The organism is Cellulomonas endophytica, assembly GCF_004123805.1.
Classification (GTDB): domain Bacteria; phylum Actinomycetota; class Actinomycetes; order Actinomycetales; family Cellulomonadaceae; genus Cellulomonas; species Cellulomonas endophytica.
The window spans coordinates 1-22,845 of sequence record NZ_RWJX01000027.1; the positions used below are offsets into that span (position 1 = coordinate 1).

18 protein-coding genes and 1 tRNA gene are annotated in these 22,845 nt (G+C 76.3%); 5 read left to right on the top strand and 14 right to left on the bottom strand.

The features are described 5' to 3' along the window. A partial coding sequence (locus EJA20_RS09840) for a WD40 repeat domain-containing protein (RefSeq protein ID WP_164983920.1) occupies window positions 1-200 on the top strand: 200 nt, incomplete at its 5' end. A 27-nt stretch (window positions 201-227) separates the two neighbouring features. On the opposite strand, the gene EJA20_RS09845 is transcribed toward EJA20_RS09840, so the two are convergent. From EJA20_RS09845 to EJA20_RS09860, 4 genes are all read right to left on the bottom strand, one after another. Beyond that, window positions 228-1,766: a peptide ligase PGM1-related protein gene (locus tag EJA20_RS09845; RefSeq protein WP_129337983.1), complete on the bottom strand. Its 1,539-nt coding sequence runs from the start codon at window positions 1,764-1,766 to the stop codon at window positions 228-230. Further along, the gene (locus EJA20_RS09850; RefSeq protein WP_129337984.1) at window positions 1,763-2,587 is read right to left on the bottom strand and encodes a class I SAM-dependent methyltransferase; all 825 of its coding nucleotides are present in this window, start codon (window positions 2,585-2,587) and stop codon (window positions 1,763-1,765) included. Before EJA20_RS09850 ends, EJA20_RS09845 begins: the two co-directional genes overlap by 4 nt. Then, a complete protein-coding gene (locus tag EJA20_RS09855; protein ID WP_164983919.1) occupies window positions 2,584-3,084 on the bottom strand; it encodes a hypothetical protein in 501 nt (166 codons plus the stop codon). Before EJA20_RS09855 ends, EJA20_RS09850 begins: the two co-directional genes overlap by 4 nt. A 441-nt stretch (window positions 3,085-3,525) precedes the next feature. Next, window positions 3,526-4,962: a ricin-type beta-trefoil lectin domain protein gene (locus EJA20_RS09860; RefSeq protein ID WP_240675309.1), complete on the bottom strand. Its 1,437-nt coding sequence runs from the start codon at window positions 4,960-4,962 to the stop codon at window positions 3,526-3,528. A 141-nt stretch (window positions 4,963-5,103) separates the two neighbouring features. On the opposite strand from EJA20_RS09860, the gene EJA20_RS09865 reads away from it, so the two are divergent. Genes EJA20_RS09865 through EJA20_RS09875 form a run of 3 tightly spaced genes read left to right on the top strand, consistent with a single transcriptional unit; the run spans window position 5,104 to window position 7,755 of the window. After that, a complete protein-coding gene (locus EJA20_RS09865) occupies window positions 5,104-6,180 on the top strand; it encodes a LacI family DNA-binding transcriptional regulator (protein ID WP_338068815.1) in 1,077 nt (358 codons plus the stop codon). Then, entirely contained in the window at window positions 6,177-6,677 is a 501-nt protein-coding gene (locus tag EJA20_RS09870) for a hypothetical protein (RefSeq protein WP_205687443.1), read from the top strand. The genes EJA20_RS09865 and EJA20_RS09870 overlap by 4 nt, the downstream gene beginning before the upstream one ends. A 7-nt stretch (window positions 6,678-6,684) precedes the next feature. Continuing rightward, window positions 6,685-7,755, top strand: coding sequence for a GGDEF domain-containing protein (locus EJA20_RS09875; RefSeq protein WP_129337986.1), 1,071 nt, complete (start codon window positions 6,685-6,687; stop codon window positions 7,753-7,755). Between the two features lie 91 nt (window positions 7,756-7,846). On the opposite strand, the gene EJA20_RS09880 is transcribed toward EJA20_RS09875, so the two are convergent. The 9 genes from EJA20_RS09880 to EJA20_RS09920 all read right to left on the bottom strand — a co-directional run bounded on the left by EJA20_RS09880 (window position 7,847) and on the right by EJA20_RS09920 (window position 19,626). After that, window positions 7,847-9,202: a glucose-6-phosphate dehydrogenase gene (locus tag EJA20_RS09880; protein ID WP_129337987.1), complete on the bottom strand. Its 1,356-nt coding sequence runs from the start codon at window positions 9,200-9,202 to the stop codon at window positions 7,847-7,849. A 207-nt stretch (window positions 9,203-9,409) separates the two neighbouring features. Next, window positions 9,410-9,482 (bottom strand) — tRNA-Asn (locus EJA20_RS09885). 79 nt (window positions 9,483-9,561) lie between these two features. Further along, complete coding sequence (locus EJA20_RS09890; protein WP_129337988.1) at window positions 9,562-10,329, bottom strand: LutC/YkgG family protein; 768 nt, start codon at window positions 10,327-10,329, stop codon at window positions 9,562-9,564. Further along, complete coding sequence (locus tag EJA20_RS09895) at window positions 10,326-11,834, bottom strand: lactate utilization protein B (protein WP_129338016.1); 1,509 nt, start codon at window positions 11,832-11,834, stop codon at window positions 10,326-10,328. Before EJA20_RS09895 ends, EJA20_RS09890 begins: the two co-directional genes overlap by 4 nt. A 14-nt stretch (window positions 11,835-11,848) precedes the next feature. Next, window positions 11,849-12,718, bottom strand: a complete 870-nt coding sequence (locus EJA20_RS09900; RefSeq protein ID WP_129337989.1) for a (Fe-S)-binding protein — start codon at window positions 12,716-12,718, stop codon at window positions 11,849-11,851. Window positions 12,719-12,781: 63 nt separating this feature from the next. Beyond that, window positions 12,782-14,290 (bottom strand): rhamnulokinase, encoded by a 1,509-nt coding sequence (locus EJA20_RS09905; protein ID WP_129337990.1) that lies wholly within the window; start codon window positions 14,288-14,290, stop codon window positions 12,782-12,784. 107 nt (window positions 14,291-14,397) lie between these two features. Continuing rightward, window positions 14,398-16,452, bottom strand: coding sequence for a bifunctional aldolase/short-chain dehydrogenase (locus EJA20_RS09910; protein ID WP_129337991.1), 2,055 nt, complete (start codon window positions 16,450-16,452; stop codon window positions 14,398-14,400). 160 nt (window positions 16,453-16,612) lie between these two features. Beyond that, on the bottom strand, window positions 16,613-17,782 hold the full coding sequence (rhaI, locus tag EJA20_RS09915; protein WP_205687444.1) for an L-rhamnose isomerase: 1,170 nt from the start codon (window positions 17,780-17,782) through the stop codon (window positions 16,613-16,615). Window positions 17,783-18,597: 815 nt separating this feature from the next. Further along, window positions 18,598-19,626, bottom strand: a complete 1,029-nt coding sequence (locus EJA20_RS09920) for a LacI family DNA-binding transcriptional regulator (protein ID WP_129337992.1) — start codon at window positions 19,624-19,626, stop codon at window positions 18,598-18,600. Window positions 19,627-19,806: 180 nt separating this feature from the next. On the opposite strand from EJA20_RS09920, the gene EJA20_RS09925 reads away from it, so the two are divergent. Beyond that, window positions 19,807-20,604 carry a transglutaminase-like domain-containing protein gene (locus tag EJA20_RS09925; RefSeq protein ID WP_129337993.1) on the top strand — a complete coding sequence of 266 codons (798 nt, stop codon included), beginning with the start codon at window positions 19,807-19,809 and terminating at the stop codon, window positions 20,602-20,604. 60 nt (window positions 20,605-20,664) lie between these two features. On the opposite strand, the gene dnaG is transcribed toward EJA20_RS09925, so the two are convergent. Continuing rightward, window positions 20,665-22,815, bottom strand: coding sequence for a DNA primase (gene dnaG, locus EJA20_RS09930; protein ID WP_129337994.1), 2,151 nt, complete (start codon window positions 22,813-22,815; stop codon window positions 20,665-20,667). Window positions 22,816-22,845 lie beyond the last annotated feature (30 nt).

Below are 22,845 nucleotides of genomic sequence, written 5' to 3' on the forward strand. Positions count from 1 at the left end.
CCACCGCCGGCGAGGACCGCTCCGCACGCCTGTGGGACACCACCACCGGCACCGAGCAGGGCCGTGCGGAGCACTCCGGCGCGGTCCGGGCGGTCGCCTTCTCCCGCGACGGAGCGCTCCTGGGCACCGCCGGCGCCGACCGCTCCGTCGTCCTCTGGGCGGCCCGCAGCGACCGACGGGCGGGCCCCCGGTCCCGGTAGCCCCGCCGCCGTGACGCGGTGCACGGCTCACCGCGCCTGCGCCGGACCCGGCTCTCCCGTCCGGGGCACCCCCTCGTCACGGCGGCCTGCGAGGAGGGCCAGGTCCGACACCGCGGCGTCGAGGAGTGCGGCCGCGTGCGTCCGCGTCCGTCCGATGCAGGTGAGCCCGAGGCGCCCGTGCGCCGTCACCGCGTCGAGCATGTGCAGGACGACGCCCGTGCCCGACGACCGCCGGAACGCCCAGGGCGCTCCCCCGCAGGCGCGGACGAGGTCGACGGCCTCCATGCCCACGAGGCCGGGGACCACCACGCCGTCGGTCCCGTAGTAGGCACGCGGCGCGCCGTCCTCGGCGAGGTGCTCCCCGGACACCTCGTCGTAGGTGCCGCCGACGAGGTCCCGCAGGGTCCTCAGGTGGTGCACCGTGCCCGAGCTCCGGAGGTTGATCTCGATCCCGCACGGGCGGCGTCCGCCCGGTCCGTCACTCGTGAGGAGGTCCAGGCCGAACCACCCGATCACCCCGAGCGCGCTGAGGCGTCGGCCGACCGCCGCGGCCGCGGCGTGGATCACCGTCGCGTCCGCAGCCGGGAACCAGCAGCCCCCGAAGTGCTGGCCGAGCACACCCGTGAGGACCTGGTCGTGCGTCCCCTCGATCGCGACGCGGCCGTCGGGCCCGATCGTGCACTGGACCGACGGGGAGCGCAGACCTGGTCCGTCGACCAGGTGCTCCACGACGCACCCCTCGTCGGCGACCCGTCGCAGGAAGGTCGGCAGGCCCAGGACCGGGACGGCGAGCTCCAGCCGCTCGGCGAGCCCGGCCACCAGGGCGTCGGTCGACGCCGCCTCGACCCCGGCATAGCGGAACACCGCGTTCCCCACGCCTCCGACGCTGCTCTCCAGCTTGACGACCGCCTGCTCCAGCGCCGGGTCGCGCCCCTTCAGGTCCGCGAGCGCCCGGGCGAGCGCCTCGACGCCGCGGACCCCCTCGATCCCCGTCGGGACCGGGATGCCGAGCTCGCGCATGAGGCGGCGCCCCCCGCTCTTGCGTCCGGGTCCGGCGAGGGCCGGGTCCGCGGCGTTGAGGGGGAGCCCGAGCTCGATGGCCAGCCGGCACTCCGGCTCGGTGGCGGCGAAGCACTCGATGTAGGCGTGGCGCGTGGCCGCGCACGCGGAGCGGATGCGGGCCAGCAGGTCGGGCCGGCGGAGCAGCCTCTGCGTCAGCAGCTCCCCGTCCTCCTCCGCGCAGGTGAGCACCGACAGGCGCGTCCCGGCACCGCCGACCCCGTGCGCGTGCACGTCGAGCGCGTACGCCGCGGCGGCCGGGGAGACGGCCCGGCTCGTGACGACGACCAGGTGCACCGTCTCGTCACGGAGCGCCCCGAGGAGGTACAGCATCCGGTGCTCCCAGTACCGGAGCACCGGCTCGCGCCTGACCAGGTCCGGCTCCGAGCTGAGGCTGGGGACGACGACGACCGTGACGGTGGCGCCCTGGGACGCGGCCCCCAGTGCCGCGGGCAACCGCTCCTGGACGGCGTGGAACCGCGCTGCGAGCTCGCCCGGCCCGATCACGGCCCCACGCCGAGGACGACCACCCGGGTGTCGGCCCCGTTCAGGAGTGCCTCGCCGCGCGGCACCAGCCCCCCGGCACCCAGCTCCGCCAGGAGCGACACCTCCGCGGCCGTGGACAGCGGGAACGGGTAGAAGCCGGCGTGGTCCCGGATGAACCCCTCCGGGTCGACGGAGCCGAGCCGTTCGCACCGCTCCCCCACACGACGGATGAAGTCGGCGTGCCGCGCCAGCGCCTCGCCGTGCCGCGAGAACGCGAGGCCGACCGCCTCGGGGTCGGCTGAACGGTCCGTGAACAGCTGACGAGCCCGTTCGACGTCGCCTCCGGCGACCCAGAAGAACGCGTTGGTCGAGGGCCGGTCGTACAGCCCGAGCAGCTCCGCCACGCCCGTCCACGCGCTCCTGCGGAAGTACGCGATGAGCACCACCCCGTCGGGGAGCAGGTGCGCCCGGAGCACCTCGACGAGCCGGGGGACCAGCCCGGCCGCGATCGAGCGCTCGTTGACGACCCCCGTGCTGACCAGCGCCGTCGCGAAGCGACGCCCGAGACGGAGGTCGACGACGTCGCACAGCACGGTCTCGACCCCGCGCCGCTCGCGGGCCCGGCGGGCCATCGTCGCCGAGCTGTCCACGGCGACGACGTGGAAGCCGGCCGACGACAGCGACGCGGCGACGAGCCCCTGGCCGCTCCCGACCAGCAGGACCGGGTCGCGCAGCTGGGCCGCGAGCGCGGGCACCGCCTCGACGTTCATGCCGTGGCCCTCGACGAGGTCCCAGTGGTCGGCCCACACCGCCCAGTCCGTCGGGTAGCGGCCCTCGTTCACAGGACGTACTTGCGGTACGGCACGTGCCCCGCGAGGAGCTTGTCGCGGATCGGCGTCATGCTGGCGATGAAGCCACGGAAGAGGACCCAGTACGGCTCGTTCACCTTGTCCAGCGGACGCTCGGGGCGCTCGGCGAGGAGCCAGAAGTTCTCGCTCTCCCACGTCTTGAGGGCGTAGTAGCCGAACATGTACTGGGCGACCTCGCGGCGGATCACCCGCGACGTGACGAGCAGGGCGACCTCCTCGAAGAAGCCGAGGAAGTCGATCTTGTTCTGCATCGGGACGTCCCGCAGGTCGGGGTGGTCGCTCTCCAGGAGCTGCACGATCTGCTGGAAGCTCGCGTTGGTCTTGAGCCGGTTGCGCGCCTCCAGGAAGAACTCGATGCGCTTGATCGTGCCCTGCCGTCGGTACTCGTTGACCGCCTTGACGAGCGTCAGCAGACCCACGACGAGAGCAGCCGTCGTCAGGACGAGCTCGACCTGCTCCTTGGCGGTCATGGGCACCCGCACCGCAGCACCGGCGGTGGTCCCGGGCACGACGACGCCCGGGGCCCGGCGTCTTGGCACCTCACCACGGCGCGCATCGGCCTTGCCTCACTGGCGGGTGCGACCCCACCGGGCGAGAGGGACGGAGGCGTCCCCGGCACCTCGCTGCGCCGGGAGCGTCGTGCCTGCCGTTGTCCCACGGGGACCGGTGCCGCGTCAACGGCGCAGCGGTGCCGGGCGCGTCGACGACGGCTGCCGGGCCACGTCAGCTCGGCGCGGTGGGCCCGAGGAGGCGGGCGCCCTCTCCCCGGGACGGGTGACGTCGGTCGCGTCGGCAGGAGGACCGCACGGTCGGGGACGCGACCTCGGGACGCTCGGCCGGGACCCCGACGCGACGGGCGGCGCTGCGCTCACCGCCGCCCGGGCGGGACGCCCCGCGACCGACGACGGCCGTCAGGCCGCGCGCTCCCACTGCTGCGTGGTCGCACCCGGCACGCAGGTGGCCAGCGTCAGGCCCCAGGAACCGGCGGGGGTGGCCAGGCAGAGGGTCGGGTCCGCGGCGACGGCGAGGCTGCCGTCGGTGCCGGCCACCCACCGCTGCTCGGCGCCGCCGGTGCAGTCCTGCAGGACCACGGATGCGCCCACGGTCGCCGTGGCGGGCGCGACGCACATGTCGGCGTAGACGCGCAGCTCCCCGGCGGCCGTGACGTCGAAGGACTGGTTGCCGCCGCCGTTGCAGTACCAGAGGCCGAGCGCCGTGCCGACGGCCGTGGAGGCCCCCGGGATGTCGACGCAGATGTCGCTGCCGCCCGCGCTGTGGTGGACGCTCAGGAGCGGCGCGCCGGGCGGGGCCGGCGGCAGGTCGTTGAGCACCTCGTCCTTGAGCAGCCGCCAGCCCCACTGGATCTGCGCGAGCCCGGAGGCGTTGGTGACCTCGAGGTCGCCCTCGCCGACCGCCTCGGTGAGCGTGTAGGAGTCACCGGTGCGCAGGCCCGGCCAGTAGACGAGGCCGATCCCCTGGTCGCGGGCGACCTCCGTGAGGGCCCCGAGGTAGGCCGTCGAGACGTCGCCGGTGTGGTTGGCGTAGTTCAGGCCCGTCGTCATCGGGGACCCGGCCTCGGTCACCACCGTGCGCCACCCGACGTCGCCGAGGCGGGGCAGGAGGTTGGCCTTCCACTCCTCCTCCGTGGTGTGCGAGGCCCAGAAGCCGTAGAAGTGCAGCGACAGGAGCGTCCCGTCCAGCTCCGGCGCCGCGCCGACACCGGTGACGTCGTCGTTGTAGCCGGTGCCCGACACGATGACGCGCTTCCGGGGGACCTCGGTGTGGTCCGCCAACCAGCCCGCCGACAGGTCCACCCACGCGTCGAGGGAGTAGCCGAAGGGCTCGTTCATGATCTCGAAGTAGACCTTCGGGTTCTTGGCGTACTCCGCGACGACCGTGTCCCACATCGCGTCGAAGGCCGCCGGGTCGTCGATCCGGCCGTCCTTGGCGTCGTCGGCCTCCCAGTAGCTGAGGATCACCTTGAAGCCGTGGCGCGTCGCGGCGTCGACGGCGCCCCTGTAGGACTCCCACCAGTCGGTGCCCACGCTGGAGGGGTTGATCGGCAGGCGCACGGTGTTCGCGCCGACCTCGTGCCGGAACTCCAGCACGGTCGCCGAGGCCTTGGCGTAGGTCGTGCGGTAGTCGTCCGCGGTGCTCAGGCCCGACGGCACCACCTCGTCGTCCGCGTAGTTGTCGCGGGGGTCCGCCCAGTTCACGCCGCGGAACTCGCCCGTGCCCGAGGGCCCGACGGAGGGGCTCGCGGCGGCGGGGGCCGCCACCGACCCCAGCACCAGGAGGGCGCCGGCCGCGAGGGCCGCCGTCCGCATCGTCGCTCGCACTGATCGCATGGGACTCCGTTCCCGGGGCGCCTCGCTGCGCCGCCGTCCGTCCGCGGCCCGGGCGGGTGCTCCGCCCCGAGCCGATGATTGCGCAACCATGGCACCGGTCGTCGTGGTTGCGCAACCAGGTCGGGCACTAGCGTGGGGCCCGTGGCAGGGGGGACGGGGCGTGCGGTGCGGCCGGCGTCGATGGCGGACGTCGCGCGGCAGGCCGGGGTCTCCCCCATCACCGTCTCGCGCGTGTCGAACGGCTACGCCGGGGTGACGGAGGCGACCCGGCGTCAGGTGCAGGCCGCCATGGACGCGCTCGGCTACCGCCCGAACAGCGCCGCGCGCGCCCTCAAGAGCGGGCGCTTCCGGACCATCGGCGTCGTGACGTTCACGCTCGCGACGACGGGCAACATCCGCACCGTCGACGCGATCGCCACCGCTGCGGCCCGGGCGGGGTACGCGACGACCCTGCTGCCGGTCGAGGCGCCGACGCGCCGCGAGGTGCACGGCGCCCTCAGCCGGCTGCACGAGCTCGCCGTCGACGCGGTCGTCGTCATCATGGAGGTCTCCCTGCTCGACCACGCCGACGTGCTCGTCCCACCCGGGGTGCGGACCGTCGTCGTCGACTCCGACGCCGGCGACCGGTACGCGGTCGTCGACACGGACCAGGCCGACGGGGCGCGCCAGGCGGTCGAGCACCTGCTCGGGCTCGGTCATGCGACCGTCCACCACGTCGCCGGCCCCGACGGGTCCTTCGCCGCCCGCCGGCGGGAGCGCGCCTGGCGGGAGCTCCTCGTCGAGCGGGGACGGGTCGTGCCGGAGCCGGTGGCCGGGGACTGGACCGCCGACGCCGGGCACCGGGCGGGACGGATGCTCGCCGCGGACCCGTCCTGCACCGCCGTCTTCGTCGCGAACGACCAGATGGCGCTCGGCGTGCTGCGCGCGATGGCCGAGGCCGGGCGCCGCGTGCCGGAGGACGTGAGCGTCGTGGGCTTCGACGACGTGCCCGAGGCGGCCCAGTTCGCGCCGCCCCTCACCACGGTCCACCAGGACTTCGACGAGGTGGGCCGCCGGTGCGTCGCCCGCGTGCTGGCCGACCTCGCGGGCGAGGACGAGGGCGCGGGGACCGCGCTCGTGCCGACGCGGCTCGTCGTGCGGTCGAGCACCGCCCCGCCGGCCGGGACCCCGCGTCCGGCGGCCCCCCGACGAGGCGTGGCCCTGCAGGAGCACGCATGACGGGGGCGCCGGCGCACCTGCTCGCCGCCACCGCCGCGCACGCCGCCTTCCAGGCCGTGGTGACGGCCGTGGTCTACCCCGCGCTGCTCGAGGTGCCGCCCGACCGGTGGGAAGCAGCGCACGAGCGGCACTCGCGCCGCACGGTCCGGGTCGTCGCCCCGCTGTACGGGCTGCTGCTGGCCTCCTGCGCGGCGACCGTCGTGCGCCGGCCGCGGCGGCCCCTCGCCCTGGTGGCCGTCGCGGCGACCGGCGGCGCCCTGACGACCACCGCCCTGGTCGCCGCGCCCACGCACGCCGCGCTCGGCCGGCACGGGCCCCGGCCGGCCCTGGTCGCGCGGCTGCGCCGGTGGGACCGCGTCCGCCTGGCGTGCGCGCTGCTGGGCGTGACCGCCGCCGGGGCCGATCGGGTGATCCGGCGCAGGGACGTCCAGGTCAGGGGCCGCGCATGGAGCGCGGGACCTCCGACCCGTCACGCCGGCGCGGAGGGCCCCCGATAGGACCGGCATGGCGCCCCGGTCCCTCCTGCGCGCGCTCGAGCCGCGCGACCCCGCGGCGTCGGCGCGCATCCTCCTCATCGGCTGGGCCCTGGTGGGCAGCGGGTCCGTGGCCTGGGAGGTCGTCATGCACGCCTTCGGGCGGGACGGCGTCACGCCCGGGTCCTCGCTCGTGTCGGTCGGGTCCGTCGCCGCGTTCGGGCTCCTCATCCTCGCCGTGCGGCGCCGGCCGGAGCGGGTCCCGGCGCTCGTGTGGCCCGCCATCGCCGTCCTCCAGCCCGTCGCCGCGACCACGATCGCCCTGCTCGCCCGGGACGCGAGCGCGGGCAGCCAGATCGGCCTGCTCTACGGCGTGGTGTACGCCGCCTCCCAGCTGCGCCCGGCGGTCGCGTGGTGCGTGACGGGCTGGGCGGTGGCGCTCGACGCCCTCGTCGTCGGCCTGCTGCTGCCCGCCGGCGAGGCCGTGGCGGACCTCGTCGTCGTCGGCGTCTCGCTGCCCTACGTCACCGCGGTCATGCTCATGGCGACCACCGCCCAGGACCGTCTCATCCGGCGGCTCGACGAGCTGGCGACGACCGACGCCCTCACGGGCCTGGCGAGCCGGCGCGGCCTCGAGGCGGCGACCGCCGCGGCGCTCGTCGGGCGCCGGCCCGGCGACGCCGCCCCCCACGTCGGCCTCGTCCTCGTCGACGTCGACCACTTCAAGCAGATCAACGACCGGCACGGGCACCCGGCCGGGGACGCCGCGCTCGTGCGGCTGGGGCACCTCCTGCGCGGCGTGGCCGGGCCGTCCGACCTGGCCGCGCGGCTCGGCGGCGACGAGCTGGCGCTGCTCGTGCGCGGCGACGCGGACCTCGTCGCCCGCCGGGCCGGCGCCGTCCTGGCGGCGGTGCGCGACGCCGACGTCGCCGGCCCCGACGGCGCCGGCCTGCGCGTGAGCATCGGGCACGCGGCGGCCGGCCCCGCGACGGACGCCGAGGCGCTGTACGCCGCGGCCGACCGCGCGCTGTACGCGGCGAAGGTCGCCGGCCGAGACCGCACGGCCGCGGCGGACGTCGAGGGCTGCGTCGCTCCTGCATGACCGCCTCCCGCCGGTCGCCGCGGGAGGCCGCCGCCGCCGACCTCGCCGCGGACCCGCGCGTGACGCGCCGGCGTGGTGCCGGTGCTGCTCGTCAGCGGGCCGGCGGTCCGCCCGAGCCCGCCGGGTACTCCTCGAGCGGCACGACCCGGGCGGCCCAGGCCCGCAGCACGGGCTCGAACACCCGCCACGCCTCGACGGCCTCGGCCCCGGTCACCGAGGTCCGGCTCCCGCCGCCCAGCACGTCGGTGAGCACCGACGCGTAGGCGACCAGCTCGCCCGGCGCGTGCACCGCGCCCCCGGGCCCGTCGAGCTCTACCCACAGCGTGCGCGGCGTCGGTGCGCCGACCGCGGGCGGCAGCGCGACGTCGACGTCGTGCCGCAGGTGGACCAGGACGCCCTTGCGCGGCGCGCCCATCCCCTTGCCCGTCCGCAGGACGACGGGCACGCCGGCCCACCGCGGCGTCGCGACCTCGAGCACGACCTCGGCCCAGGTCTCGGTCGCGCGGGCCGGGTCCACCCCGGCCACCGCGGCGTAGCCCGGCACGGGCCGTCCTCCGGGCACCGCCTCGTCGGCGAGCACGCCCGCCCCGTACCGGGCCCGCCGCGTCCGGTCCGCCATCTGCTCGGCCGTCGGCTCCCGGACGGCCCGCAGCAGCGCGAGCTTCGCGGCGTGCAGGGCGTCGTCGCCGTCCCCCGCCGGTGGCTCCATCAGGGCGAGCACCAGGACCTGCAGCAGGTGGTTCTGCACGACGTCGCGGACGGCACCGGTCCCGTCGTAGAAGGCGCCCCGCTCCTCCAGCCCGAGCGTCTCCTCCCAGACGATCTCGACCCGCTCGACGTGCTCGGCGCCCCACAGCGGCGCGAGCGGGCCGCTGGGGGCGCGCAGCCGGGCGAGCTCCTCCACCTGCGGCATCGCGAGGATGTGGTCCACCCGGAAGCGCGCGGCCTCGTCGTCACCGGCCGCCCGGGCGAGCAGCCCGTCGAGCGCGACGGCACCCGCGCGGTCGTCGCCGAACGGCTTCTCCACCGCCACCCGGCTCCCGGCCGGCAGCCCCACCGCGGCCAGCGACCGCAGCGCCGGCGGGAAGGCGACCGCCGGCAGCGCGAGGTACACCGCGACCGCGGGTCCGCTCGACGCGTCGCCGCCCCGCCCCGCACGGGCGACGAGCCGCGCCACCCCGTCGCTGTCGTGCACGTCCACCTGCCCGTACCCGAGCCGGCCGACGAGGTCCTCGCGCACCGCCCCGGTCAGGTCACCGGCGTGGGCCCGCAGCCGTGCGTCCACGTGCGCGCGGAACTGCGCCTCGGTCCAGCCCTGGTGCCCCCCGCCCACGACCCGCAGGTCCGGGGGCAGCCCTCCCGCCGCCAGCAGCCGGGCCAGCGCGGGCAGCAGGAACCGCCCCGCCAGGTCCCCGGTCGCCCCCAGGACCACCAGCCGCCCGATCACACGCACCCCGTCGCCATGGCGCCACCCTCCTCCATCGGACCGCGCAGGCCCAGCCGGCGGTGACCCGGCGGGGTCGCGGCCCGGACGGGCGAGGTCGGGCAGAGGCGTCCTCCCGCCGCGCGCGCTGGCGCCGGCTTGCTCGGGCGCTCCCGGGGGACGACAGAGGTCAGGGCCGCCCGGGGGCGGCCCTGACCTGTGCCCTTCCTGCTCCCTCGACTGGACTCGAACCAGTAACCGTCCGATTAACAGTCGGATGCTCTGCCAATTGAGCTACGAGGGATCGCGGCGCGCAGAACGATACCAAAGGGTCCGCCGTGCGCCGAACGGGGTCGGGGAGGTGCCGGACCAGGACCGGCCGGTCAGGCCTCCACGACGAGCACCCGCAGGTCGCGCGGGCCGTGCACGCCCTCGACCCGGACGAGCTCGATGTCCGAGGTCGCGCTCGGCCCCGAGATCCACGTCATCGGGCGCTCCGGGTGCTCCCCCAGCAGGTCGACCGCCGTCGGCACGTCCGCCACGACCTGCGCCGCCAGCACCACGCACACGTGCCGGTCCGGCAGCAGCGTCAGCACGCGGCGCCCCTGGTCGGGCTCGGCGTCGAGGACCACGGTGCCCGTCTCCGCGATGCCCACGCGGGCGGCCGTCAGCACCGCGCCGGCGCCGTCGAGCTGGGCCGGCGTGAGGGGGCGGTCGGGGTGGTCGACGAGGAGCTCGAGACCCTCCTCCTGCAGCGCCTGCACCCAGGGCCCCGGAAGGCCGGGCGGCACCGCCACGGGCCCCGCGTCGCGGAGCTCGGCGACGAGGGCCGCGCGCAGGCCGCCCTCGTCGACGCGCACGACCCGTGCCCGGTAGTCCTCGAGCCGCTCGACGAACAGGTCGAGACGCCCGGGTGTCACCGGGGCCGAGCGGTCGGCCCGGCGGTACTCCCGCGGCACCGGGCCGGGGGCGTGGGGGTCCCGCAGGTCCGCGGGGACGTGCCCGTCCGTGCCGGGGCCGTCGTCGTGCGGCAGGGGGCCCGCCGACGCGCCGCCGCCGGGGCCCGGGCCGGGGCGCGTCGCGGCGCCCGTCGTCGCCAGGGCCGCCCGGACGCGGGCGAGGACCTCGGTCCGGGCGTCGGGCGCGCTCACGCCCCCTCCCCCGTCCCGCGGCCGGCGTCCCGCTCGCGGGACGCGAACCAGTCCTGGAAGGTCTGCGTCGGCGGCACGGGCAGGTCCCGCGAGCGCGTCCACAGGCTCCCCGGGAAGGGCAGGCGGCGGATGCGCGTGCCGGGGATGACGCGGCCCGCCAGCGTGAGCAGCCGCGTCGCCCACCGGAAGCGGGTGCCCGAGGTCATCGCCGCCGCGGCCACCGCCATGCCGGCGCCCATCGGCGTCAGCGACGGGTGCGCGTCGGCGTGCACGCCCTTCTCGCGCAGGTGCACCAGCGCCGAGGGGATGTCGATCTTCACGGGGCAGGCGTCGTAGCAGGCGCCGCACAGGGAGCTGGCGAACGGCAGCGTGGCCGTCACGTCGTGGGAGCCGGCGCCGTGGGCCTCCCCCAGGCCGAGGAGCTGCGGGGTGAGGATCGCGCCGATCGGACCGGGGTAGACCGACCCGTAGGCGTGGCCGCTGGTGCGCTCGTAGACGGGGCACACGTTGAGGCAGGCCGAGCACCGGATGCAGTGCAGCGCGGAGCGGCCGACCTCGTCGGCGAGGGCCTTCGTCCGGCCGTTGTCGAGGAGCACGAGGTGGAACTCCTGCGGGCCGTCGCCCGGCGTCACCCCGGTCCACATCGAGGTGTAGGGGTTCATGCGCTCGCCCGTGGAGGAGCGCGGCAGGAGCTGGAGGAACACCTCGAGGTCGGCGAAGGACGGCAGGACCTTCTCGATGCCCATGAGCGTGATGAGGGTGCGCGGCAGGGTCAGGCACATGCGGCCGTTGCCCTCGGACTCCACGACCGCCACGGTGCCCGTGTCCGCGATGGCGAGGTTGGCGCCGCTGATCGCCACGTCGGCGCGCAGGAAGCGGGCGCGCAGGTGCGCCCGGGCGGCCATCGCCAGGTCGCGCGGCTCCGAGGTGAGGCCCTCGGGCGCGTCGCCCATGCGCTCGGTGAAGATCTCGCGGATCTCCTCCCGGTTGCGGTGGATCGCCGGCACGAGGATGTGGGAGGACTGGTCGCCCGCGAGCTGCACGATGAGCTCGGCGAGGTCCGTCTCGGCCGCCTCGATGCCCTCGGCCTCGAGGTGCTCGTTGAGGCCGGTCTCCTGCGTGGCCATCGACTTGATCTTCACGACCTCTCGGGCGCCGGCGGCCCGCACGAGGTCCGTGATGATGCGGTTCGCCTCGGCGGCGTCGCGCGCCCAGTGGACGACGCCCCCGCGGGCCGTCACGGACTCCTCGAGCCGCTCGAGCAGCTCCGGCAGGCGCGCCATGACGTCGGCCTTGATCGCCGACCCCGCGTCGCGCAGGGCCTCCCAGTCGGGCAGCTCGGCGGTGACGGCCAGGCGCTTGTCGCGGATGGTGTGCGTGGCGTGCCGCAGGTTGGCCCGCATCTGCGTGTTGGCCAGCGTGCCGCGCGCGGCGTCGGGGAAGGACGGCCCCCAGCGCAGGGGGTCGTGGGGCGTCGCGGCCGGCTGCGACCGCACGCCCGGCATGCCCAGGTCGACGCTCACGCGGCCCCCACCCCCGTCGCGGGCGCGCAGGCGCCCCTCGTAGTGCCGTCCGCCCGGCCGTCCGCCCGGCCGTCCGCCCGGCCGCGCCCCCGGCCCGTCCCACCGCGGCCGTCCCACGGCCGCTCCCGCGTCGCCGCGAGGATCTCCGCGAGGTGCAGCGTGCGGACCTCGGTGTCGCGGCGCCCGAGCGCGCCCTGGATGTTCATGAGGCAGGACCAGTCCCCCGCGGTGAGCACGTCGGCACCCGACGCGACGACGTTGTCGACCTTGTCCGCGACCATCGCCGAGGACGTGTCGGAGTTCTTCAGGGCGAAGGTGCCGCCGAAGCCGCAGCACTGGTCCGCCCCGGGCAGGTCGACGAGCTCGAGGCCCTCGACCGCCCGCAGCAGCCGGGTCGGCCGGTCCCCCACGCGCAGGATGCGCAGGGAGTGGCAGGTGGGGTGGTACGTGACGCGGTGCGGGAACCAGGCGCCGACGTCCTCCAGCCCCAGCACGTCGACGAGGAGCTCGCTCAGCTCGTAGGTGCGGGCGGCGACGAGGTCGGCCTCGTGCGCGAGGCGGTCGTCGCCGGCGCGGCGGGCCACGAGCGCCTGCTGGTGGCGGGTCGAGCCCACGCAGGAGCCGGAGGGGGCGACGACGGCGTCCCACTCCCCGTCGAGCACCGGAGCGAAGGTGCGCACGTGGTTCCGCACGATCGGGACGGCCTCCGGGCCGTAGCCGGAGTTCACGTGCATCTGGCCGCAGCAGGCCTGGCCGCCGGGGACCACGACGTCGTGGCCCAGGCGCTCGAGGAGCTCCACGGTCGCCTGCGCCGCGCGGGGGAACAGCCCGTCGACGAGGCAGGTGGCGAACACGGCGATGCGCACGCGGCATCCTCTCAGAAGGGGCCTGAGCAGGCCCTCAGGGGCGTCGGGGGTGGGGGGACAAGGTCAGCCGTGCAGGCGGCGCTCGGCCGCGTCCCAGAGGGCGGGGTCGCCGCCGGGACCGTGCCGCACGGTCGTCGACGAGGCCGCCACCACCGACCGCAGCGCGGCCAGCCCGTGCGGGACGACGCCGGCGGCCTGGGCCTGCACGAGCAGGTTGCCGATGGCCGTGCCCTCGGCGGGGCCGGCGACGACGGGCAGCCCCGTGGCGTCGGCCGTCAGCCGGCAGAGCAGCGTGTTGCGCGCCCCGCCGCCGACGAGGTGCACGACCTCCACCGTGCGACCCGCGAGCGCCGCCGCCTCGCGCACGGCCCGCCGGTAGGCCAGCGCGAGCGAGTCGAGGATGCAGCGCGTGACCTCGGCGGGCGAGGACGGGACGGGCTGGCCCGTGCGGGCGGCGGCGGCCGCGAGGCGCGCCGGCATGTCGCCCGGGGCGGCGAGGGCCGGGTCGTCCACGTCCACGACGGTCCGCAGCGCGGGGACGGCCTCGGCCGCCGCGAGCAGCGCGACGAGGTCCTCGGGGCGGCCCGCCTCCCGCCAGGTCCGCAGCGACTCCTGCAGCAGCCACAGGCCCGAGACGTTCTTGAGGTACCGGACGGTGCCGTCGACGCCGAGCTCGTTCGTGAAGTTCGCCGCGCGGCTGGCCTCGGTCAGCACCGGGGCGTCGAGCTCGAGCCCGACGAGGGACCAGGTCCCCGAGGAGATGTAGGCCGCACCCCGGGCGGGCATGGGCACCGCGGCCACCGCGGAGGCGGTGTCGTGCGAGCCGACCGCGACGAGGCGGGTGCCCGTGAGGCCGAGGGCGTCGGCGAGCCCGGGCAGCACGGGTCCGACGACCGTCCCGGGCTCGACGAGGGGCGCCAGCAGCCGCGACACGTCGACCCCCGCCACGTCGGCGGCGGCGGCGAGCACCTCCGGCGACCACGTGCGGGTCGTCGGGTCGAGGAGGTTCGTCGTCGAGGCGTTCGTGACCTCCGTGACGCGGCGGCCCGTGAGCCAGTACCCCAGCAGGTCGGGCACGAGGAGCAGCCCCTCGGCGCAGGCCAGGGCGCGCGTGCCGGCGGCCGCGACGAGCTGGAAGACGGTGTTGAAGGGCTGCAGCTGCAGGCCGGTGCGGGCGTAGAGCTCCGCGGCGGGCATCCGGGCGAAGAACCGCTCCGGCGCGCCGGCCGTACGGCCGTCCCGGTAGTGCACGGGGTTGCCGACGAGCGCGCCGTCGGCGTCGAGCAGCCCGTGGTCGACCGCCCACGTGTCGATGCCGACGGACGTGAGCGGCCCGTGCTCCCGGGCGGCCGTCCGCAGCCCGGCGCGGATGCCGGACCACAGCGCCAGGACGTCCCAGTGCAGGACGGGCCGGGCGGCGTCGGACGTGCCGACGCCCACCTCGACGGGCTCGTTGGCGAACCGCGCCACCTCGCTCGTCGTGAGCCGGCCGTCCTCCACCCGCCCGACGAGGACCCGGCCGCTCGACGCCCCGAGGTCCACCGCGGCGAACGTCGCCGGCGTGCCTGCCATCCCTGTGCCCCTGTCTCCGTGGTGCGGGGCGGGCGCCGCGCGTGCGGCACCCGCCCCTCGTCGTGCTGCTCCCCCGGCTGCCGGCCGGGGGCGGTGGTCCGGCGCGGTCAGCGCAGGAACGCCGCCGCCACGCCGGAGTCGACGGGCACGTGCAGGCCCGTCGTCTGGACGAGGTCGGGGCCCGTGAGCGCGAAGACCGCCGCCGCGACGTGCTCCGGCAGCACCTCCTTCTTCAGGAGGGTGCGCTGGGCGTAGTAGGCGCCCAGCTCGGACTCCGGCACGCCGTAGACCGCGGCGCGCTTGGCGCCCCAGCCGCCGGCGAAGATCCCGGAGCCGCGGACCACGCCGTCGGGGTTGACGCCGTTGACGCGGATCCCGTGCTCGCCGAGCTCGGCCGCCAGGAGGCGGACCTGGTGCGCCTGGTCGGCCTTCGTCGCGGAGTACGCGATGTTGTTCGGGCCGGCGAAGAGTGAGTTCTTCGAGGCGATGTAGACGATGTCGCCGCCCATCTCCTGGGCGACCATGGCGCGGGCCGCCTCGCGGGCCACGAGGAAGGAGCCGCGGGCCATGACGTCGTGCTGGAGGTCCCAGTCCTTCGTCGTCGTCTCCAGCAGCGGCTTGGAGATGGACAGCCCGGCGTTGTTGACGACGAGGTCCACGCCGCCGAACGCGAGCGACGCGGCCGCGACGAGGGCCTTCACCTGCTCCTCGTCGGTGACGTCCGCCTTGACGGCGACGGCGACGTCGGGGCCGCCGAGGCCGTCCGCGACCTCCTGCGCGCCCTCGAGGTTGAGGTCGGCGATGACGACGCACGCGCCCTCGGCCGCCAGCCGCTCGGCGATGGCCCGGCCGATGCCCGAGCCGGCGCCGGTGACGAGCGCGACGCGGGTGGCGAGCGGCTTGGGCTTCGGCATCCGCGCGAGCTTGGCCTCCTCGAGCGCCCAGTACTCGATGCGGAACTTCTCGGCCTCGTCGATGGGGGCGTAGGTGCTGATCGCCTCGGCGCCGCGCATGACGTTGATGGCGTTGACGTAGAACTCGCCGGCGACGCGGGCGGTCTGCTTGTCCTTGCCGAAGGAGTACATCCCGACGCCCGGGACGAGCACGACCGCCGGGTCGGCACCGCGGATCGCGGGGCTGTCCGCGGTGGCGTTGCGGTCGTAGTAGCCCTGGTAGGCCGCGCGGTACTCCGCGTGCAGCTCCTTCAGGCGCGCGACGACGTCCTCGAGCGGCGCGTCGGCGGGCAGGTCGACGACGAGCGGCGAGACCTTCGTGCGCAGGAAGTGGTCGGGGCACGAGGTGCCCAGCGCCGCGAGGGCGGCGAGCTTCTCGCGGGAGACGAAGTCGAGGACGACGTCCGTGTCCGTGAGGTGGCCGACCTGGGGGCGGTCGGTGCTGGCCAGGCCGCGGACCACGGGGGCGAGGGCGGCGGCGCGCGCCCGGCGCTCGGCCTCGGGCAGCGCGGCGAAGCCCTCGCGGACGGCGCCGAAGGGGTGCTCGCCGCGCTCGGCCAGCTCCGCGGTGCGGGCGGCGATGAACTCCTCCGCGGTGCGGACGATCTCGAGCGAGCGCTGCTCGGCCTCGTCGGAGGTGCTGCCCCACGCGGTGATGCCGTGGCCGCCGAGGACGCAGCCGATGGCCTGCGGGTTCGCCTTCTGGATGGCGGCGATGTCGAGGCCGAGCTGGAAGCCCGGGCGGCGCCACGGCACCCACGCCACGCGGTCGCCGAAGATCTTCTGCGTCAGCGCCTCGCCGTCGACGGAGGTGGCGAGCGCGATGCCGGCGTCGGGGTGCAGGTGGTCGACGTGGGCCTGCTCGACGAGCGCGTGCATCGCGGTGTCGATGCTCGGGGCGGCGCCGCCCTTGCCGTGGAGGCAGTAGTCGAAGGCGGCGACCATCTCGTCCTCGCGCTCGACGCCCGGGTAGACGCCGACGAGCGCGCGCAGGCGGTCCAGGCGCAGCACCGCGAGGTTCTTCTCCGTCAGGGTGCCGAGGTCGCCGCCCGAGCCCTTGACCCAGAGCAGCTCGACGGGCTCGCCCGTGACGGGGTCGGTCTCGCTGCCCTTCGCGGAGGTGTTGCCGCCGGCGTAGTTCGTCGTGCGGGGGTCGGCGCCCAGCCGGTTCGAGCGGGCGATGAGGGCCTCGGCCTCGGGGTGCGTCATCGGGTCTCCAGGTGGGTCGGGTGGCGGCGGTGGTCCGCCACGGCACCACGCCGGGGCGCGGTGGCAGGCAGGGTCGGACGGTCGGGGCGAGGGTGGGGCGCTTCGTCGCGGGGGGGGCCGAGCGGTGCCGGCCGGGTGGCGGCACCGCGTCCTCAGACGGTCAGGCGCCCCAGCCGGCCTGCTGGCCGCCGACGCGCTCCGCCGCGATGGACTGCGCGTAGCCGGACTCGCGGTAGGCCCGCATCGGGTCCTCGGGCAGGCCGCGGCCCGCGCGCCACTCCGCCAGGGCGGGCCGCACGTCCGTGTAGAAGGCGTCCATGAGGAGGCCGTTCGCGCCGAGGACGTCGCCGGCCTCCTGCGCCGCCGCCAGGGCCGTCATGTCCACGAGCAGGGCCCGCGCCGTCATCTCCTGCACGTTGAGCACGGAGCGGATCTGGCCGGGGATCTTCTCCTCGACGTTGTGGCACTGGTCGAGCATGAACGCCACGCCCGAGCCCGCGTCGAGCCCGCCGCCGCGCACGACCTCGAAGAGGATCCGGAACAGCTGGAACGGGTCCGCCGCGCCGACGATGAGGTCGTCGTCGGCGTAGTTGCGCGAGTTGAAGTCGAACGACCCGAGCCGACCGAGGCGCAGGAGCTGGGCGACGATGAACTCGATGTTCGTCGAGGGCGCGTGGTGGCCCGTGTCCAGGCAGACGACGGCTCGCTCGCCCAGCGCCGTGACGTGCGCGTACGCCGTGCCCCAGTCCGGCACGTCCATCGTGTAGAAGTACGGCTCGAAGATCTTGTACTCGAGCACGAGGCGCTGGTCGTCGCCGAGGCGGTCGTAGATCCGGCGCAGGGAGTCCGCGAGGCGGTCCTGGCGGCCGCGGATGTCCTGCTGGCCGGCGTAGTTGGTGCCGTCGGGCAGCCAGATCTTGAGGTCCTGCGAGCCCGTCTCGTGCATGACGTCGATGCACGCGAAGTGGTGGTCGACGGCCTTCTGCCGGATCCGCGGGTCCAGGTGCGTGAGCGAGCCGTACTTGTAGTCGTCGTCCTGGAACGTGTTCGAGTTGATCGTCCCGAGCCGGATGCCCAGGTCCTCGGCGAAGGCGGTCAGCTTGCCCCAGTCCTCGACCTGGTCCCACGGGATGTGGAGCGCGACGGAGGGCGCCAGGCCCGTGAGCCGGTGCACCTGGGCCGCGTCCGAGAGCTTCTCCTCGACCGTGCGCGGCGTGCCGGGGGTGGCGAAGACCTTGAAGCGCGTGCCGGCGTTGCCGAAGGCCCACGACGGCAGCTCGATCGCCTGCACGGCGAGCCGCTCCAGGACGGCGGCGGGGATGGTGCTCACGAAGGTCTCCTCGGCGAGGTCGGGCAGTCGGACGACTGGTGCGTCCGGACGCGCCGGACAGGCGGGCGGCGGGAACGCACGGCCTCCTCGACGAGGCTGTGTGAATCGTTCCAACGGGTCCGACAGTAGGGCGCGTCGAGACCCGCCGTCAAGGCCGCCGGGCCCCTGGCACCTCGCCCGTGCCCTGCGGCCGAGCGCGCCCGGACCCGCCGGCCGCCCCGCCGACGGACCCGTCGCGGGTCGGACGACCGGTGCACGCCGGCCTCCCCCGGCCCACGCCCCGCCCGGTGCGCGCCCCACCCGACCGGCCCACGCCCCGCCCCACCGGTGCGCGCCCCACCCGACCGGCCCACGCCCCGCCCCACCGGTGCGCGCCCCGCCCGACCGGCCCACCCCCCGCCCCACCGGTGCGCGACCCGCCCGACCGGCCCACCCCCGCCCCACCGGTGCGCGTCGCACTTCGCCGTCGACGGGGCACCTGCAGGTGCGACACCGACGGCGAAGTGCGACACCGGCGGCGGGGTTCGGCACCGACGCCATGGTCCGGCACCGACGCCAGGGTCCGGCACCGATGCGACCTGCGACGCCGGTGGCCGGGCGCCACCGCACCGCAGGCCGACGCCCGGCGTCGCACTTCGCCGTCGACGGGGCACCTGCAGGTGCGACACCGACGGCAGAGTGCGACGCCGAGGCGGGGTGCGACACCGACGGGGTGCGACGCCGACGGTCGGGTTCGACGCTGATCAGGGGCGACGCCGATCAGGGGCGACGCCGGTGGGCGGGGGCGACGGCGATGGGCGGCGGCGGGTGGTCCCCTAGACCTCGCTGGAGGCGCGGACCACGAGCTCCGGGGCGAAGACGACGTGGTCGGCCGCCGCGCCGGGCTCCCGGCCGCGCAGGAGCAGGTCCGCCGCGCTCCAGCCGACGTCGTGGGTCGGCTGGCGCACCGAGGTGAGCGGCACGGCCAGCTCGGCGGCGATCTCGATGTCGTCGTACCCCACGATCGCCACCCGGCGCAGGAGGGCCGTGCCGCCGAGGCGGCGCAGGTGCCGCTGGACGCCGACGGCCACGAGGTCGTTGACGCAGAAGACGGCCTCGGGCGGCCGACCGTCGGCCTCGACCAGCGCGCGCACCGCGGCCTCGCCGCCCGGCGCGTCGAGCGAGGGCAGCCGGACCTCCCGCACCACCCGGTCCGGGTCGAGACCGGCCTCCACGACGGCGTGCCGCACGCCCCGCAGGCGCTCGGCGCACTGACGGATGCTGTGCGGCCCGTTGAGGAACGTCAGGGACGCGTGCCCCCGGTCGAGCAGGTGCCGCGCCGCGAGCGCGCCGCCGGCGGCGTCGTCCACGCCCACGGACGGGAAGTCGTCGTCGTCCGTGGCCGCGTCGAGGAGCACGACCCGCACGCCGCGCCGCCGCAGCGCCTCCAGGTGCTCCCGCTCCGGCGCGCTGGGCACCACGAGGACGCCGACGACGCCGTGCTCCTCGAAGAGCCGCAGGTACTTGCGCTCGCGCTCGAGGTCCTCGTCGGAGCTCGCCAGCATGAGGGTGTGGTCCGCCGCCGCCAGCCGGTCCTCGATGCCGCGGGCCACGTCCGTGAAGAACGGGTTGCGGATGTCGAGGAGCACCGCGCCCACGGTCGTGATGGTCCCGGCGCGCAGCTGCCGCGCCATCCCGTTGGGGACGAACGAGAGCTCCTCGATCGCCGCGAGCACGCGGTCGCGGGTGGCGGGCGTGACGACGTGGGGCCGGTTCAGCACGTTCGAGACCGTGCCGACGGCCACGCCGGCGCGCCGGGCGACGTCGCTGATGGACGCCCGCTTCCGTTCGACGTCGCGCGGCACGCGCCCATCCTGGCAGAACGGCGCGCGTCCCCGTGGCAGGGCGTCCCCGGACCCTCCTGGCCGCCCGTGCCCGGCCGATAGGATCGACGTGGTCGCGGCTCGCGCCCCACCCGCCGGGTCCGCCCGGCTCCCTGTCCCCACCCCGGGTCCGGCCGCCGACGGCCGGGAGAGGAACCGGCCGTGCGCCGCAGCGTGACCTCCCACCTCGTCCTCGACGTGCAGGCGCCCGCCGAGCTCGTGCTCGCCGTCGCCGTGGCCGACGGCGCCTGGGAGCGCGAGGAGCGCCTCGACGTGCGCGGCGAGGCCGCCCCGCTCGCGGTGCGCGAGGTCAAGGCGCCCCACGGCGGCCGCCTGCACCGGGTCGACGCCCCCGCGGGCCTCGTCGTGGTCGACTACAGGGCCGTCGTGACCGGTGACGCCGGCCCGCCCGCCGCCGACGAGCTCGACCTGGAGGAGTACCGGCGCCCCAGCCGCTACGCCGACTCCGACCGGCTCCTGTCCTTCGCGCTCGACCAGTTCTCGGGGCTCACGGGCGGCGCCCTCGCCGACGCCGTGGTCGCCTGGGTCGGCCGGCACGTGCAGTACTGGCCGGGCTCGAGCCTGCCGACCGACGGGGCGACCGACACCCTCCTGGCGCGCCGGGGTGTGTGCCGCGACTTCGCGCACCTCGTCGTCGCGATGCTCCGCGCCCGGGACGTGCCCGCGCGGCTCGCCGCCGTCTACGCCCCGGGCCTGAAGCCCATGGACTTCCACGCGGTGGCCGAGGCGTGGGTCGACGGCGGCTGGCGCGTGCTCGACGCCACGGGCATGGCGCCGCGGCCGTCCCTCGTCCGGATCATGACCGGCCGCGACGCCACCGACACCGCGTTCCTGTCGACCTACGGCGGCGCCGTCCGGCTCCGCTCCATGACCGTCACCGCCGTGGCGCTCGACGGGCTGCCCGACGACGACGGCACGGGGGTCGTCGAGCTGCGCTGAGGTGCGACCCCGTCGCCCACCGCTCCCGGCCGCCGCGTGCGGCGACGCCGGGCTGCCGGGCTACGCGCTCTCGCGCAGCGTGCGGCGCTGGTTCTCCACCGCGACGAGCTCGGCGAACGCCGCCCCGTACGCCGCGGGGTCCGCCTCGGCGTCCATCCGCTGCAGGCGTCCGCGCAGGTCGGCGATGTGCCGCGTGTAGCCCAGCTCGACGAGACGCAGGACGAGCCCGCGCACGTAGCTGCCGAGCACGTCCGGCCGGTCCTCGGCCAGCGGCGCGACCGCCAGCTCCGTGACGAGCGGCCGCACCGTCTGGCCGGCCTCCTCCAGCACGCGCCCCACCCAGCCCGTCGCGACGCCGCTGGCCGCCGTCATCGTGACGGCCCCCGTGACGCCGCCCGCCGCCCGCACCGCCTCGTGGACGGCGCGGTGCACCGGGACGGAGAAGGCGTCGGCGCCGAGCTGGTCGAACTCCACCGGCACGAGCTCCGGCACCTGCAGCACGACCTCGAGGGCCGCCCGCTCGACCTGCACGACGGGGTCGCGGCGGTCCGGCGTCCGGTCCTCGTGCGGGCGCGCCGGCCGCTCCTCGTCCCGCCCTCCCCCGTACCCGCTCCCCCGGCCGTCGTCGCGGCGGCCGCCGTCGCGGGACGTCCACCGGCCGTCGCGGCCGCCGGAGGGGCGCCGGCCGTCCTCGCGGCGACCCTCGTCGCGGCGCCCCTCGTCGCGGCCGCGGCCCTCGCCCGGCCCGGTGCGCGCGCCGCCCGCGCGGGACCGGTCCCGGTCGGCCCGCTCGTCGGTGCGGTCGCCGCCCGTCGGCCCGGTGCCGAAGCGGCCGCCGGCCGCACCGCCGCGGCGCGCGGCCTCGACCGCCCGCTGGACGGTCTCGACGTCCTCCATCCCGAGCCACCCCGCGAGCAGGCGCGTGTACTCCGGGCGCAGGGCGCGGTCGCGGATCTGCGCGACGGCCGGGGCCGCCGACCGCAGCGCGTTCACGCGGCCCTCGGGCGTCCCGAGGTCGAAGGCGCGCAGCGTGGACCGCACGACGAACTCGAAGAGCGGCTGCCGCTGGGCGACGAGCGCCCGCACGGCGTCGGGCCCCTTCGTCTGCCGCAGGTCGCAGGGGTCGAGGCCGCCGGGCTCGACGGCGACGAACGTCTGCATGGAGAACGCCTGGTCCTCGCCGAACGCGCGCAGGGCCGCCTTCTGCCCGGCGGCGTCGCCGTCGAAGGTGAACACCACCTCGCCGCCGAGCGACGTGCCGCCGGCCAGCTGCAGGCCGGCCGAGGAGCCGGCGTCCCCCAGCAGCCGCCGCAGCAGCCGGGCGTGGTCCGTCCCGAAGGCCGTGCCGCAGGTCGCCACCGCGCCCGCCACGCCGGACAGGTGCATCGCCATGACGTCCGTGTAGCCCTCGACGACGACGACCCGCTTGTCCTTCGCGATCGCCCGCTTCGCCAGGTCCAGGCCGTAGAGCACGTGCGACTTGCGGTAGACCGCCGTCTCGGGGGTGTTGAGGTACTTCGGGCCCGTGTCGTCCTCGAGCAGCCGCCGGGCGCCGAAGCCGACGGTGTCCCCCGTGACCTCGCGGATCGGCCAGACGAGCCGCCCGCGGAAGCGGTCGTAGACGCCGCGCCGGCCCTCGGACACCAGACCGGCCGCGGCGAGCTCGGCCTCCGTGAAGCCGCGGCCGCGCAGGTGCCGCAGCAGCCCGTCCCAGCCCTGCGGCGCGTACCCGACGCCGAAGGTGTCGGCCGCCGCCCGGTCGAACCCGCGCTCGGCGAGGAACCGCCGCGCCACGGCCGCCTCGGGCGAGGTCAGCCCCTCGCGGAAGAACTCCTCGGCCTGGCGGTTCGCGTCGAGCAGGCGGCGGCGCCGCCCCGGCTCCTCGCCCGGGCGGGGCGCACCGCCCTCCTCGTACCGCAGCTGGATGCCGGCACGGCCGGCCAGGTGCTCGACGGCCTCGGCGAACGCGAGACCGTCGACCTTCTGCACGAAGTCGATGACGTCGCCGCCCTCGCCGCAGCCGAAGCAGTGGTAGCGGCCCACGTGCGGGCGCACGTGGAACGAGGGGCTGCGCTCGTCGTGGAACGGGCACAGGCCCTTGAGGGAGCCGACGCCCGCCGGCCGCAGCGCCACGTGGGCGCCCACGACCTCCTCGATGCGGGCGCGCTCGCGGACCGCCTCCACGTCCTCCCGCACGATGCGCCCCGCCACGGGCGCAGTCTAGGTCGCGCCGCCCACGCG

Excerpts from the sequence above, each read along its gene's own strand:
- EJA20_RS09910 (WP_129337991.1), bottom strand. The coding sequence starts at position 16,452 with ATGACGCACCCCGAGGCCGAGGCCCTCATCGCCCGCTCGAACCGGCTG.
- EJA20_RS09855 (WP_164983919.1), bottom strand. The coding sequence starts at position 3,084 with ATGACCGCCAAGGAGCAGGTCGAGCTCGTCCTGACGACGGCTGCTCTC.
- EJA20_RS09905 (WP_129337990.1), bottom strand. The coding sequence starts at position 14,290 with ATGGCAGGCACGCCGGCGACGTTCGCCGCGGTGGACCTCGGGGCGTCG.
- EJA20_RS09870 (WP_205687443.1), top strand. The coding sequence starts at position 6,177 with ATGACGGGGGCGCCGGCGCACCTGCTCGCCGCCACCGCCGCGCACGCC.
- EJA20_RS09875 (WP_129337986.1), top strand. The coding sequence starts at position 6,685 with ATGGCGCCCCGGTCCCTCCTGCGCGCGCTCGAGCCGCGCGACCCCGCG.
- EJA20_RS09860 (WP_240675309.1), bottom strand. The coding sequence starts at position 4,962 with ATGCGATCAGTGCGAGCGACGATGCGGACGGCGGCCCTCGCGGCCGGC.
- EJA20_RS09895 (WP_129338016.1), bottom strand. The coding sequence starts at position 11,834 with ATGCCGGGCGTGCGGTCGCAGCCGGCCGCGACGCCCCACGACCCCCTG.